Here is a 13,714-nt window from a genome sequence, read left to right on the forward strand (position 1 = left end):
TAACATTACCTCTTTCCCCTTTCCCCCTTACCCCCCGCTTCCTTGCTTCTTCCCCATTCCCCATTCCCCAATTCTTAATCTATCGCCTCATAATCAACCTGTGCGGTACTTTCTTCGTCAAAATCAAAGTTGAATTGTGGGATTAGTGTACCGTTCATTGGTGAGTCTACTTCTGGGGTAAAGAGACTAGCTGAAGCCTCCTCAATCTCATCTGTTTGGCTGTTAGCTCGGTTATAGACATCAGCACCAATTGCAAACAGTGTTTGTTGGAAGTCGTCTAAGCGCTGCTTAAACTCCACAGTTGAGATGCCGGAGTCAGTCATTGCAGCTTGGAGTTGTAAAGCTTTTTCACTAGCCAAAGTCTTCATCTGCTCGCCGATAAAGTCGCTATTATCCTTAATCGTAGATTCGTAACTGAACAACAGATTATCTGCTTGGTTTTTGAGTTCAACCAGTTCTTTACGTCTTCTATCTTCTTCAGAAAATAGTTCGGCCTCTTGGCGCATCCGTTCGACTTCGTTAGTACTCAAGCCACCTGTATTGGTAATCCTGATACTCTGTTCTCTACCTGTGCCTTTGTCTTGGGCAGAAACCTTCAGGATGCCGTTGACATCAATTTCAAAAGATACTTCAATTTGTGGCACACCACGGGGCGATGGGGGAATTCCTGCTAGTAGAAACTTGCCAAGACTCTTGTTGTCTCGTGACATTGCCCGTTCACCTTGGAGAATGTGAATTTCTACTGAGGTTTGCCCATCAACTGCCGTGGAAAAAATTTGTGACTTACTAGTAGGAATTGTGGTGTTGCGTTCAATAATTTTGGTGAATACTTCACCCAAGGTTTCAATTCCTAAAGACAGGGGAGTGACATCCAATAGTAAAAGATTATCGACTTCTCCACCCAAGACCCCTGCTTGGATCGCTGCTCCCAATGCTACCGCTTCGTCAGGGTTGATAGAGCGATCGGGAGCTTTGCCATTGAAAAACTTAATCAGCGCGTTTTGGACTGCGGGAATCCGGGTAGAACCACCTACTAAAATAATCCGATCTATGGCTGATGGTTTGAGATCCGCATCTTTGAGTGCTTGGATCATTGGTTCGATGGTCGCTTCAATCAATTGTCCTGCAAGCTCTTCAAATTTAGAGCGGCTGAGTTCCATTTCCAGATGCTTTGGACCGGTTTCATCAGATGTGATAAACGGCAGGTTAATGGAGGTATTAACCATACTGGAGAGTTCAATTTTCGCCTTTTCTGCTGCTTCCCGTAGGCGTTGCAGTGCCATCTTATCTTGGGAAAGATTGATTTTTTCGTCTTGCTGAAAGCGTTCCATCAGCCAAAGCACGATCGCATTATCAAAGTCGTCTCCACCTAAGTGGTTGTTACCACAAGTCGCCTTAACTTCAAAAACGCCATCCCCAAGTTGCAGGATCGATACGTCAAAAGTACCGCCTCCTAAGTCGAATACTAAAATTAGCTGCTCTTGGTCTTGCTTTTCCAATCCGAAAGCTAAAGCCGCAGCTGTTGGTTCATTGATGATTCGCAGAACTTCTAATCCTGCAATTGTGCCAGCATCTTTAGTAGCTTGTCTTTGAGCATCTGTAAAATATGCAGGTACGGTGATCACTGCTTGAGTGACTTCTTCACCCAAAAAGTTTTCCGCATCCTGCTTAAGCTTTTGCAGGATCATGGCGGATAGTTCTTGTGGCGTATAATTTTTGGAGCGGATTTGGACATCAACGGTATCGTCTCGACCTTTGACACAGTTGTAGGGTACACGTTCGCGTTCTATGTCAGTGTCTTCCCAACGCCGCCCGATGAATCGTTTAATACTATAAATTGTGTTTTCGGCATTGGTTACGGCTTGGCGCTTTGCCAATTGACCAACCAAGCGATCGCCACTTTTGCCAAATCCCACAATACTCGGAGTAGTTCGTCCACCTTCAGAATTGGAGATCACCAGTGGTTGACCGCCCTCCAAAACTGCGACGCAACTATTAGTAGTGCCTAAGTCGATTCCAATAACTTTTCCCATATTCGCCAGTATTTTTACTGAGTCTTCCTGCTGTAATATGTCGCGGACTAACTTTTTAGCTCCGAACTAAGGCTAGCGGATAACGTCTGTGGAACCCATTTTGCTAGTAGCAAGAGGAAGTTTAAACACAGAAAGTTATCCAAAGCCTTGTCCAAGTTTTGGTACGCGATGCTCGTCCTTGCTAGAACCCAGGCACTTTTGGTCAGCGAGACGAGCGACTACAGCTTAACTGAAGGCTTGACTCGACTGATCTTCCTCCGTAGAAGGTGTATCTTCCTTTGGAGCAGCTACTTTGACCATTGCATGGCGTAGCACACGTTCGCCCAAGTAATATCCGCGCACTAACTCTTCTAACACTGTTCCTTCAGGATGTTCATCCGTAGGTTCCCGCATTACTGCTTCGTGCAGGTTAGGATCAAATTCTTGACCTTCAGGACGCATTGGTGACACACCCAACCGCTTCAGGCTATCTACTAATTGTTTGTAAACGCCTTGGTAGCTTTTGTGCATGGTCATTTCGCCATCAGATTGAGGTTTGAGGTGCGATCGCGCCCGCTCAAAATTATCGACCACTGGCAGCAATTCTAGAATCGTGTTCCGCTTCATCAGCGTCTCTAGCTCTTCTTTTTCTTTGCTAGTGCGTTTCCGGTAATTCTCAAAATCAGCAGCAATCCGCATATATTGAGTACTACGCTCTTCTAGCTGCGTTTTGAGAGACTCAATTTGTTGAGTCAGTTCTGCCAAAGCTGCCGTTTCCACTCCAGTGTTCTCGGTTGCAGCAACACCAGTTTCTGAATTTGTAGTGGCTGCATCTCCCGATACATTAGTTGGGGCTGACACTTGCTCTGTCACCTCGCTACCAGATTCATTGAAATTAATTTGGGCTGGGAAGTCACTCTTCATTGCTTGCTTTACCTCTGTTGGTTCACCCAATTGCTGGCTAGTATTGTTTATCTGTTTATTTTCATCCATCATTGTCCACTCATTCCAGATGCTTGCTATTTATGGCAGTGTATCTCCATTGCTTGCAACCGTCGTCATCCACAACTTGCAACTGAGGCTGATTTTATTGCCGACAAGTTTCTGGAAGTGATGTAACCATTTTCTTATTGTGACAAATGGTGAACACGTTCGCGTAGGCACTATTAAGGCGGGAACCCGAACGAGTAGTCTACCTCTAGGAGTAAGTAATTTGGAAGACTGGCAGGAGGCAGTATCTTTAATTCTGTTAGCGCAGCATTAGTGAGACCGCATACTCTGTAAGAGTTGCAAGCTACGCTTTTAGCGTCTCGTAGAAAGCGTCATTTTGAATTCCGAGCGTAGTCCTTTGGCGGAGCAAGCAACTTGAGTCAGGACTTTTTTGGGAAATGAGAATTCTATCTCACCGGCTGGGAATACTTTAAGCAGAGGTTCCCCTACTCATTCGCTCATTTATGACTTACTCGTCACCACAACGGCGCAGTACCGCTCTAACTACCAGAACAGAGTTTTCGCCCTTTGGCAACAAGCTAGTGCAATCTGGCTATGTCAATACCGAACAGATGAGGCAGGCACTAATTGAAAGCCGCAAATCTGGCCTACCCTTAACGGAAGTACTAGAGTCAATTACTGGGCAACAACTATCACCTGAGTTGCTCAGGCAATACAAAAAACAGCAGCTATTTGAACTTAAAATACTATACGGTGTTGAATTCCTCGATCCGGAAGTCAACTCCATTGCTAACACGATGATGGGGAACCTGATTGAAACCCTCATCCCAGTGGATATCTGCCGTCGCCATCGTTTAGTACCACTATCGAAACACGAAGACCAAACCCCGCCCTCAGTTTTAGTGGCGATGGTCGCTCCAGATAATCTAGAAGCTTCCGATGACCTGAACCGCATTTTGCGCCCCCAAGGGCTGGCATTACAGCGCATGGTGATCACACAGGAAGACTACCAGCAGCTAATCAACCAATATCTGGATGAAATGGCTGTTCGGCAAAAACACCTGGAACAAGAAAAGTTTACAGATATTAATCAGGATTTAGAAAACCTCGGAAATCTTGATCTTGCAGATGCTCCTGAAGAAATGGAGGCTGATTTAGGAGCAGCGATGAAGGGTGCAGAGGATGCCCCAGTCATTAACCTAGTCAACAGAATCCTCGCTAAAGCTTTGCATGAGGGCGTTTCTGACATTCATATAGAACCGCAAGAAGAAAACTTACGCATTCGCTTTCGGAAGGATGGGGTACTCTGTGAAGCTTTCGATCCCCTACCGAAAAAAATCATCCCGGCAGTGACAGCCCGATTTAAAATCATCTCGAATCTAGACATTGCCGAACGTCGTCTACCCCAAGATGGACGCATCCGAAGGCTTTTTGAGGGACGTAAAGTAGATTTCCGTGTGAATACCTTACCCAGTCGCTACGGGGAAAAGGTCGTGCTACGGATTTTGGATAACTCTTCAACCCAATTGGGATTGAATAAATTAATTACCGATCAAGAGACTTTAGATATTGTCAAGGACATGGTTAGCCGTCCCTTTGGGCTAATTCTGGTAACTGGGCCAACTGGTTCCGGGAAAACAACCTCGTTGTATTCTGCACTCTCAGAAAAGAATGATCCCGGTATTAATATCAGTACTGTGGAAGACCCAATTGAGTACAGTCTTCCAGGGATTACTCAAGTACAGGTGATTCGCGAAAAAGGGCTGGATTTTGCTACCGCGTTGCGGGCTTTCTTGCGACAAGATCCAGATGTGCTGCTGGTGGGTGAAACGCGGGATAAGGAAACGGCAAAAACAGCAATTGAGGCTGCCTTGACCGGTCACTTGGTATTAACTACTTTACATACCAATGATGCCCCAGGTGCGATCGCTCGTCTGGGAGAAATGGGCATTGAGCCTTTCATGGTTTCTAGTTCGCTAATTGGCGTTCTAGCTCAACGTTTGGTGCGGCGTGTATGTTCTGAATGTCGTATTCCCTACACTCCTACAACTGACGAACTGGCTCGTTATGGTCTATCAGCTTCTTCTGATGTGGGAGTCACCTTCTATAAAGCTAACACCTTGACATTAGATGCGATCGCCGAAGCCAAAACCAAAAATCAGCTTTGCTCAAAATGTAATGGTGGCGGCTACAAAGGGCGTTGTGGTGTTTATGAAGTCATGCGAGTCACCGAAAACCTGCAAACTCTCATCAACGAAGATGCACCCACAGAACGCATCAAGGAAGTGGCAATAGAAGAGGGCATGAAAACCTTGCTGGCTTACAGTTTGGACTTAGTGCGAGAAGGTTCCACCACCCTAGAAGAAGTAGAACGGGTGACGTTTACTGATACTGGTTTGGAAGCAGAGTTAAAAGCCAAACGCAAGACTGGCCTTACCTGCCGCAGTTGTGATGCCACATTGAAACAAGAATGGCTGGATTGTCCTTACTGTATGACATCTCGGTTTTCAGGCTAGTCATTGGTCATTGGTCGATGGTTAGTAACTTTAAACAAATGACAAAGGACAAAGGACAAAGGACAAATAACAAATATAAAAAGGAAGCAGAACTATGGAAATGATGATTGAAGACCTGATGGAGCAGTTGATTGAATTAGGCGGCTCGGATATGCATTTATCGGCAGGTTTGCCCCCCTACTTCCGTATCAGTGGCAAACTCACCCCCATCGGTGAGCATGTATTGACAGCCGATCAATGTCAAAGGCTGATTTTTAGTATGCTCAACAACACCCAGCGTAAAACCTTAGAACAGAACTGGGAGTTGGATTGTTCTTATGGTGTTAAAGGTTTAGCTCGCTTCCGGGTCAATGTCTATAAAGAACGTGGTTCTTATGCTGCTTGCTTACGGGCATTAAGTTCTAAGATTCCTAACTTTGAAAAATTAGGTTTGCCAGATATCGTGCGGGAAATGACAGATAAGCCCAGAGGGCTAATTCTAGTGACAGGCCCTACAGGTTCCGGGAAGACAACTACCCTAGCGGCAATGATCGACTTGATTAACCGCACCAAGGCAGAGCATATTTTAACGGTGGAAGACCCAATTGAATTTGTCTACGAACCAATTAAAAGTTTGGTTCACCAACGACAACTGGGTGAAGATACTAAGAGCTTTGCTAACGCTTTGAAAGCAGCTTTGCGGGAAGATCCAGATATTGTTCTGGTGGGAGAAATGCGCGATTTAGAAACGATTTCTTTGGCGATTTCCGCAGCAGAAACAGGACACTTGGTATTTGGTACTCTCCACACCAGTTCTGCCGCCCAAACTGTTGACCGGATTATCGACGTTTTTCCCCATGAAAGACAAACGCAGGTGCGGGTGCAGTTATCTAACTCGTTAGTGGCAGTATTTAGCCAGACTTTGGTATCCAAGAAAAACCCTAAACCCGGTGAATATGGTCGGGTGATGGCTCAAGAAATTCTGATTGTCACTCCCGCTATTTCCAACTTAATTCGAGAAGGCAAAACATCTCAAATTTACTCAGCTATTCAAACTGGTGGCAAATTGGGGATGCAAACTCTGGAGAAAGTTTTAGCTGATTTTTACAAATCAGGAACGATTTCCTTTGAAGCCGCGATGTCTAAAACTTCTAAGCCAGATGAAATCCAACGTCTCATCGGGAATTCTACACCGCAAGCAGGCGCTGGTGCAAAACCCGGTGCGGCTGCCAAAGCGCATTAAATGAACTAGGGAGATGAAGGAGATAACGGGACAAGGGTACAAAAAGAATAGCTCCTAACTCCCCACTCCCCATGCCCAATGAATAACAACTATTTTGAATTTATTTATGCCAACCTTCGTTGCCCGTGTTCGCGATTCTCAAGGAAAATCCCGAACAGAAAAAATTGTTGCCGAATCCTTAGTACAAGCTCGCACTAATCTGAGAGATCAAGGTTTTGTAATCCAAGAACTCAAGCAATCTCAAGGATTTCAGCCAGATGTTGCCTTCAAAAAATTCCAGAATTCCTTAGTTAAGGTTTCTGTGAAAGACAAAGCAGTTTTTTCCCGTCAATTTGCCGTTTTGATGAATGCGGGAGTTGCGATCGTTAGAAGTCTGGGGGTACTTTCCGAACAGTGTAGCAATACTAAACTCAAACAAGCCCTAGTTGAGATTAGTAACGATGTTCAAAGCGGAATGAATCTTTCAGAGGCAATGCGGAAGCATCCTGACTGCTTTGATGGATTATATGTGAGTATGATTCAAGCCGGTGAAGTGGGTGGTGTTCTAGATGAAGTATTGAATCGTTTAGCTAAGTTGTTAGAAGATGTTGCTCGTCTACAAAACCAAATTAAATCAGCATTATCTTACCCAACTGTTGTGGGTTTTATAGCAGTTGCAATCTTTCTCGGTATGACCATTTTTCTTATTCCCATTTTTGCAAAGATTTTTACAGAAATCGGAACTCAACTACCGCCTCTAACACAATTTTTGATGGATGCTAGTCAATTTTTAAGAAGTCCAAAGGTTTTTGTACTTATTGCTGTTATTGTAGGATCGAAAATTGCCTTTACACAATACGGTAAAACTCCTGTTGGCCGCATCACAATTGATCGTCTTTCCCTCAAAATGCCATTGTTTGGTGACTTAATTCAAAAATCTTCAGTTGCCCGCTTTAGCCGAACTTTTGGTTCTTTGACTCGTTCAGGCGTACCAATTTTAACTTGCTTGGAAATTGTCAGAGATACGTCAGGAAACCAAGTAATTGCCAATGCCATAGACGCAGCTCGGATGGAGATTCAACAGGGAGGTATGATTAGTCTTGCTTTACAAAAAGATGCCGTTTTTCCGGCTATGGCAATTCAGATGATTAGTATTGGAGAAGAAACTGGAGAACTAGATGCAATGTTGATGAAAGTTGCTGATTTCTATGAAGATGAAGTTGAGCAAGCAGTAAAAGCAATGACTAGTATTTTGGAACCAGTGATGATTGTAGTTTTAGGTGGGATGGTTGGAACTATTTTGCTAGCAATGTATTTGCCTATGTTCGCGGTCTTTGAAAAGCTGGGATAAGGGATTAAGAGTTAAGAGTTAGGATTTAAGGATTTAAACTTTTTACTGTTCATGCTCATTTTTAACTCTTAACTACTTAATTTTATTTCTAACTCCTAACCATTTAACAAACTATGATTGTGCAAAAATCTCACTATGAAGCGAGTTTGGCAGAGTACAGCAATCATCTAGCTGCGATCGCCTTACTAAAGCAATATCGGCCATACTTAGAGATGATTCCCAGTCTGCGCCGTCCAGATGAAAGTGTTATCACTATCCCCTTGCCAATTGTCCGTCTTCGCAATACTGCTACAACAACTCCACAAACAATCTGCTTACCCTGTGATGTAGCAATTTTGATGTGCGATCCAGAGTGGAAGATCAAAACTGGAGCCGAGATTTTAGTCTTTATTCATCGCGCTCACGAAGACTTTTCTGATTTGTTAGGACGTTGGCGACAAACCCAAGTTTTCCTGGACAATGATTATGAATGGTTAATGCCTCTCCGTCACAGTCATATTTTGAGCGAGGGGGGTAATATTATATATCCTTTGTTCGTTGTGTTTAGTGATACTTTAGAACGTATAAAAAGAGGACTTGTAGGGGCGGAACTTCCATTTATTATACAAACACCAGATTCGCTGCTTGAAGAGGATGTGACAGATATTTTTTGTCCAGAAATCCCACCAGCTTAGAAAAAATTAGGAGTTAAGAGTTTTCAATTGCAACTTTTAAACAAAACCAGAGATTTTTAAGCCTCAAGTTTAGTTTTTTAACTCCTAACTCTTGTACAGACGCGATTAATCGCGTCTCTCCTAACTATTACCTCACAAATTGGGGCATAATTTCAGCAGCAGTGAATATTCCATAAATGCCGCGTTGGTGCAATTGTCTACCAGCTTTGAGATAACCAAAGGCAGGGCCGCAGACATTAGCTGCCATGCTGGTTTCATCTCCCAGAGTAAAGGTATGGGTAGAAATCTTCCCTTCAAAGGTGCGTCCTGTTACCTTAACGTTGGTGCTGAGGGGCTTTTTTGGATTGCGAGTATCGACTACACCACCAACAGTAACGCGATCGCGATCGCAAATTCCCGCTACCTCTAGCATGACATCATCAGCGTGTTCCATATTTTTCAAGGTAAGCACGCCATTAGTTTTATCTAGTAGTGCTTCTACTTCTGCGTCAGTCATTGCCCTAGCGGTTTCCACTGTGTAACCAGGGATATGACCAATATCTTCCCGAACGGTGGCGCGGTAAGCTTCCCAGTTGGCAATTCCCAATCCAAAAGTAATTTCGACTTGATGAATTTCGGCGTAGCTTTGGGCTGCTAATGCGGCGGCGGCGGTTAACAATCCGGGTGTTGCACCGCAGCCTGTCATATAGGTAATCCCGGCTGCTTGCAGTTCTTCTTTCATCGCCAGTAATTGTTCTACGGCAGTGGTGCGCTTAATTGCATCCACTAGCACTCCACGCCAACCAGATTTAATAAACTCTTTCGCTACAGAGGGTATAAAATCATTTGGTAGGTTAGGTAAAGCCAGAAAATACCCATCCACGGGTTGAGCTATTTTAATTACATCTTCAATACTTTGATTTGTTAATGTACCAACTGGCTCCAAATAACCTACGGAACCTTGGGATTGGTAGGTTGCAATGCATTCTTGAGTATTTAAACCTTCAGCAGCATAAGCGTAACCTTTTTGATCTGCGGCTGCGACTAAAACCATTTCCTGTTTAACAGCAAGTACTTTGGCGGCGGCTTGTCCGAGCCCACCGAAACCTAGTACTCCTATACGTATCGCTGACAAGATATTTGCTGTACTCATAGTCAATTACTGAAGTTGAATCACAAGCCTTCAAACTTTACCATCTCAGCTTGTGGCTGATGGCTGACAGCTTTTAGCTATAAAGGTTAATTATGCTTCATTATCCTGGTTTGTTCCCCAATCAAATCAGTTTTTTCACCAGAAATTCTTGCTGAGTGATTTAGGCTTGGGCAAGAAGCGTATTCTTTTTGGGATCTTCAGTATGTATTATGCGGAAATTTTCATTAAATTCTGTAAAATACCTTGAAAATCAAGACTTACAGTCCGTTTTAGCATTAATTTCAGAAATCTTACCTCAAACGTTAAGGATAACGACTGTTATTATTGCCCAGTAAAGGTTTCAAGCTTATTTACAGACGTATTTGGCATACTGTTTACTGAAGAACCAAAATTCTTGAAAAATTAAACGCTTGTTGACAAAATGCTTAATTGTAATCACAGTGTAATTACAATTAAGGATAACTATCCTCATGGGGACAGCAATTAGAACCTGTATTATTAAAATCGGGAACTCTCAAGGTATCCGCATTCCTAAACTTTTGCTAGAACAAAGTGGTATTGGTGAAGAGGTAGAAATTGAAATTCAAGATTGTCACCTAATTGTCCGTGCAGCCTCTCAATCGCGTCAGGGATGGGAAGAAGCATTTGCTACTATGGCAAATCAACACGATGATGCACTACTCGATGATGCGGTAACTACAGAGTGGGAGCATCTAGAGTGGGAGTGGTAGTCAATCGATTTGATGTGTTTTTGGTTAACCTCGACCCGACGATTGGCAGTGAGATTCAGAAGACAAGACCCTGTGTAGTAATTTCACCAGATGAGATGAACAGATATATTTCCACGGTCATTATTGCTACCATGACAACTAAAGGACAGTCTTATCCAACTCGTGTTGCTTGTCAGTTTCAGAGCAAGGACGGGCAACTCGTTCTGGATCAAATTCGTACAGTTGACAAAAATCGATTAGTCAAAAAGCTAGGTCAGATTGACTCTGACGAACAAAAAGCAGTTTTGGATACTTTGGCTGAAATGTTTGCTGAATAATGGGTAAAATTATCCAAAAACCCATACTACAGGGTAAAGATAGTACGATTTAAGGTTAGCTTTTACTGGGAAAAATGCTAAATGAGTAGTCAGATTAGAACCTTTAAAAGAGTAGAAGATGCTTACCAGTTCCTTCAACATTTGGGAGCTTCATCAAAGCTGATTTTCCACGTCATGTTAGTTGGTGAAGCTGCTGATTTCTTGATTACAAAACTGCAACAATTACGAGTTGCATTCGATAAAAGTTTTGTGCATCTTGGCGTTGCGTTTCATGATGCAGGAAAGATTCTGCATCATGATGAGCTTGTTGCAAAAGGAAATAATCACGAAGCCGACGGTGAAAAGTTGCTAATTAGTAATGGTATTCATCCAAAACTTGCACGATGCTGTCGTTCTCATGGGCAATGGCAAACAATTGAATGCTCGCTTGAGGAATTACTTGTTGCCTTAGCTGATAACCTTTGGAAAGGTAAGCGCAATACTCAACTTGAAGATATTGTAATTAAAAAGTTGGCTACCCAGTGTAGAAAAGATTACTGGGAATTATTTCTTGAAATGGATTCTTGTTTTGAGATAATTGCTGCGGATGGTGATTTGAGGTTGTTACGTAGTCAAGCGGAATAACATTTTGCTACATCAAACACATATTTCAATAGGTATAAGGCTAGCGATCGCATTATGACTGGTGAACCCGGAGGATGTACGCCGTTCATAATAGCTACTATCTTTTAGAAAACCCTGGAGGAATAGGACAAACTTGATCATAATGATAAAGTTTTTCAAGAATTTTTATATTTTTGTAACTCAACTAGCTGGCTATACTGCTTCTAATGCTTATTTTTCGGACTTTTGCCGCTTAATTGGCAGGCTCGGTTGTTACCTTGACTAATCGATGAGGTTAAGAGAGACTAACTAAATACTGATGTGACTGCTTATAAATTTAATAAGTTTTGTAAAGATTCTGAGATATATATGTTGAAAGATGGAACATTATTTAACAAATGGCAAGTTTGTATCTAAGTAAAAATGTTCCTACGGCTATATTTATAGCCTTCTGCTAAGGCAGTACAATTTAAGCGTACTTATCCTGGTTGGCCAAGAGCATGGAGACATTAGAGTTCATAATCTATCCAGACGGTCGGGTACAAGAAAAAGTCACTGGTATTGTGGGTGCTTCTTGCGCTGAGGTTACAGCAGCAATAGAGGCACAATTGGGGCAAGTACTTAATCATGAGCCAACCTCAGAATATTTCGCCGCGAAGGTGCAGCAATCTAATGTGGCGAATACGCACACCACTTACAGCGATTGGTAAGTTTTCACAGTAGTTTAGTGTTATTAATTCACAACCACCATGTCACACTTTAGCCAAATTAAGACTCAAATCCGTAACCTTGATTCTTTGAAAGATGCTTTGACTGAATTGGGCGTAGACTGGAAACCCGGCCCACGCGAAGTCCGTGGCTATCGCGGTCAAACCCATCCTGCGGAAGTTAGTATTGAGCAGGAAAATGGCTATGACATCGGCTTTAGATGGAATGGCAAGGAATATGAATTAGTGGCTGATTTGCAATATTGGCAACAAGACCTGTCTGTGGACGGATTTTTACGCCAGGTAACACAGCGCTATGCTTATCAAACAGTTGTGAAAGAAACCGCTCGTGTTGGTTTTCAAGTCTCTGAACAGCAAAAAAATGAAGATGGTTCCATTCGCCTGGTAGTACAGCGCTGGAGTGCGTAATGGCTGATTTTCTGCCGTCGCCGGAAGAACAAGAAGATAACCGTTCCGGTTTGGAACCAGAATTAGGGGGTTTTTTACGGGATGCCCCAGAACGTTCTGGTTTAGAACCGGAATTGGGCGGTTTGCTGCGCCAAAATGGTGTTTATGTTGATGAAATCACCTGTATTGGTTGCAAGCATTGCGCTCATGTTGCACGTAACACCTTTTATATTGAACCAGATTACGGGCGATCGCGCGTGGTTCGGCAAGATGGAGACGCTGAAGAAATTATCCAAGAAGCAATTGATACTTGTCCGGTTGATTGTATTCACTGGGTTGATTACACTGAATTGAAAAACTTAGAAGCAGAGCGCAAATATCAAGTAATTCCCTTAGTGGGTTATCCGGTAGAACAGGCCGTTGCTGCTAGCGAACGTCGGCGTAAAAAGCAAAAATTAAAGACAAAAAAATCTCGTTATTAACAAAAAACATTAAATCAATATAATAAAGGACTGGGTATATCCAGTCCTTTTGCTTTTCGTAATATAGTTAATTTCTGACAGCTTTTCGGTAAAGTCTTTTAATCCCAAATCGTTATGGTTGGCTTCATTTAAAATTTAGAGGATCGTGTTGTGAAAGTAATTTTTCTACTTTCGCCTCGTCTAACCTAGCGGTTAATCTTCTATTTTCATGCAAGTCTCTAGTAGTTTTCGCCAACGTAAAAGTTGAGCCAACAGAGAAAGCCATACCCATACCCATAAAGCCCTTTACCCAGCCATTTACAGGTAAGTTTACAATGCCAAAGGTGGTCATAGAAATAGAAATCACAAAAGCTGCCCAAGTTTGAATAACCCAAGCTGGACTGTCTTTTTGAGTACCAATTGTTTGCATATTTCCTAACTTTGATATGAGTGATTTATACTAATTCGTAATTACAGCTATTTTCAGGTAAATAGACCACAGCATCGCTATGCCCCTACGTCAGATGTGCTTCAAATACATGAAAACTGCTTTCAGAAGGCAGGAGGTCGAAGCAGGGCGAACGCATCTTATTTACTAATAAAAACTAAGAAAGATTTCAAAATGACATAAATAATTGTAGAAATTGAGT

The 13,714-nt window shown here is 42.8% G+C and carries 14 protein-coding genes; 10 read left to right on the forward strand and 4 right to left on the reverse strand.

What is annotated here, in order from left to right; translation table 11 throughout:
* Positions 1-74: 74 nt before the first annotated feature.
* A complete protein-coding gene (gene dnaK / locus GNF10_RS29335; protein ID WP_185580984.1) occupies positions 75-2,033 on the reverse strand; it encodes a molecular chaperone DnaK in 1,959 nt (652 codons plus the stop codon).
* Between the two features lie 225 nt (positions 2,034-2,258).
* Positions 2,259-3,008, reverse strand: coding sequence for a nucleotide exchange factor GrpE (grpE, locus tag GNF10_RS29340; RefSeq protein ID WP_185580985.1), 750 nt, complete (start codon positions 3,006-3,008; stop codon positions 2,259-2,261).
* Positions 3,009-3,466: 458 nt separating this feature from the next.
* Between grpE and GNF10_RS29345 the strand changes: the two genes are divergently transcribed.
* From GNF10_RS29345 to GNF10_RS29360, 4 genes are all read left to right on the forward strand, one after another.
* Positions 3,467-5,479, forward strand: a complete 2,013-nt coding sequence (locus tag GNF10_RS29345) for a GspE/PulE family protein (RefSeq protein WP_185580986.1) — start codon at positions 3,467-3,469, stop codon at positions 5,477-5,479.
* 94 nt (positions 5,480-5,573) lie between these two features.
* A complete protein-coding gene (locus GNF10_RS29350) occupies positions 5,574-6,701 on the forward strand; it encodes a type IV pilus twitching motility protein PilT (RefSeq protein ID WP_185580987.1) in 1,128 nt (375 codons plus the stop codon).
* A gap of 106 nt (positions 6,702-6,807) precedes the next feature.
* The gene (locus tag GNF10_RS29355; protein WP_185580988.1) at positions 6,808-8,031 is read left to right on the forward strand and encodes a type II secretion system F family protein; all 1,224 of its coding nucleotides are present in this window, start codon (positions 6,808-6,810) and stop codon (positions 8,029-8,031) included.
* A 113-nt stretch (positions 8,032-8,144) separates the two neighbouring features.
* Positions 8,145-8,705, forward strand: a complete 561-nt coding sequence (locus GNF10_RS29360; protein ID WP_185580989.1) for a hypothetical protein — start codon at positions 8,145-8,147, stop codon at positions 8,703-8,705.
* Between the two features lie 127 nt (positions 8,706-8,832).
* Here the strand turns inward: GNF10_RS29360 and GNF10_RS29365 are convergent, their stop codons facing one another.
* Positions 8,833-9,837 (reverse strand): saccharopine dehydrogenase-like oxidoreductase, encoded by a 1,005-nt coding sequence (locus GNF10_RS29365; RefSeq protein ID WP_185607309.1) that lies wholly within the window; start codon positions 9,835-9,837, stop codon positions 8,833-8,835.
* A gap of 470 nt (positions 9,838-10,307) precedes the next feature.
* Between GNF10_RS29365 and GNF10_RS29370 the strand changes: the two genes are divergently transcribed.
* The 6 genes from GNF10_RS29370 to GNF10_RS29395 all read left to right on the forward strand — a co-directional run bounded on the left by GNF10_RS29370 (position 10,308) and on the right by GNF10_RS29395 (position 13,085).
* Positions 10,308-10,568 (forward strand): AbrB/MazE/SpoVT family DNA-binding domain-containing protein, encoded by a 261-nt coding sequence (locus GNF10_RS29370; protein WP_185580991.1) that lies wholly within the window; start codon positions 10,308-10,310, stop codon positions 10,566-10,568.
* On the forward strand, positions 10,541-10,885 hold the full coding sequence (locus GNF10_RS29375; protein WP_311774235.1) for a type II toxin-antitoxin system PemK/MazF family toxin: 345 nt from the start codon (positions 10,541-10,543) through the stop codon (positions 10,883-10,885). Before GNF10_RS29370 ends, GNF10_RS29375 begins: the two co-directional genes overlap by 28 nt.
* Before the next feature lie 81 nt (positions 10,886-10,966).
* Positions 10,967-11,509 (forward strand): HD domain-containing protein, encoded by a 543-nt coding sequence (locus tag GNF10_RS29380; protein WP_185580992.1) that lies wholly within the window; start codon positions 10,967-10,969, stop codon positions 11,507-11,509.
* 479 nt (positions 11,510-11,988) lie between these two features.
* Entirely contained in the window at positions 11,989-12,198 is a 210-nt protein-coding gene (locus GNF10_RS29385; protein ID WP_012406943.1) for a DUF2997 domain-containing protein, read from the forward strand.
* Positions 12,199-12,237: 39 nt separating this feature from the next.
* Positions 12,238-12,624, forward strand: a complete 387-nt coding sequence (locus GNF10_RS29390) for a DUF1257 domain-containing protein (RefSeq protein ID WP_012406942.1) — start codon at positions 12,238-12,240, stop codon at positions 12,622-12,624.
* A complete protein-coding gene (locus tag GNF10_RS29395; protein ID WP_185580993.1) occupies positions 12,624-13,085 on the forward strand; it encodes a ferredoxin in 462 nt (153 codons plus the stop codon). Before GNF10_RS29390 ends, GNF10_RS29395 begins: the two co-directional genes overlap by 1 nt.
* Positions 13,086-13,209: 124 nt before the next feature.
* On the opposite strand, the gene GNF10_RS29400 is transcribed toward GNF10_RS29395, so the two are convergent.
* Positions 13,210-13,494, reverse strand: coding sequence for a YiaA/YiaB family inner membrane protein (locus GNF10_RS29400; protein ID WP_094328132.1), 285 nt, complete (start codon positions 13,492-13,494; stop codon positions 13,210-13,212).
* Positions 13,495-13,714: the final 220 nt, after the last annotated feature.

It is taken from the genome of Nostoc sp. UCD121 (assembly GCF_014222285.1).
Classification (GTDB): Bacteria; Cyanobacteriota; Cyanobacteriia; order Cyanobacteriales; family Nostocaceae; genus Nostoc.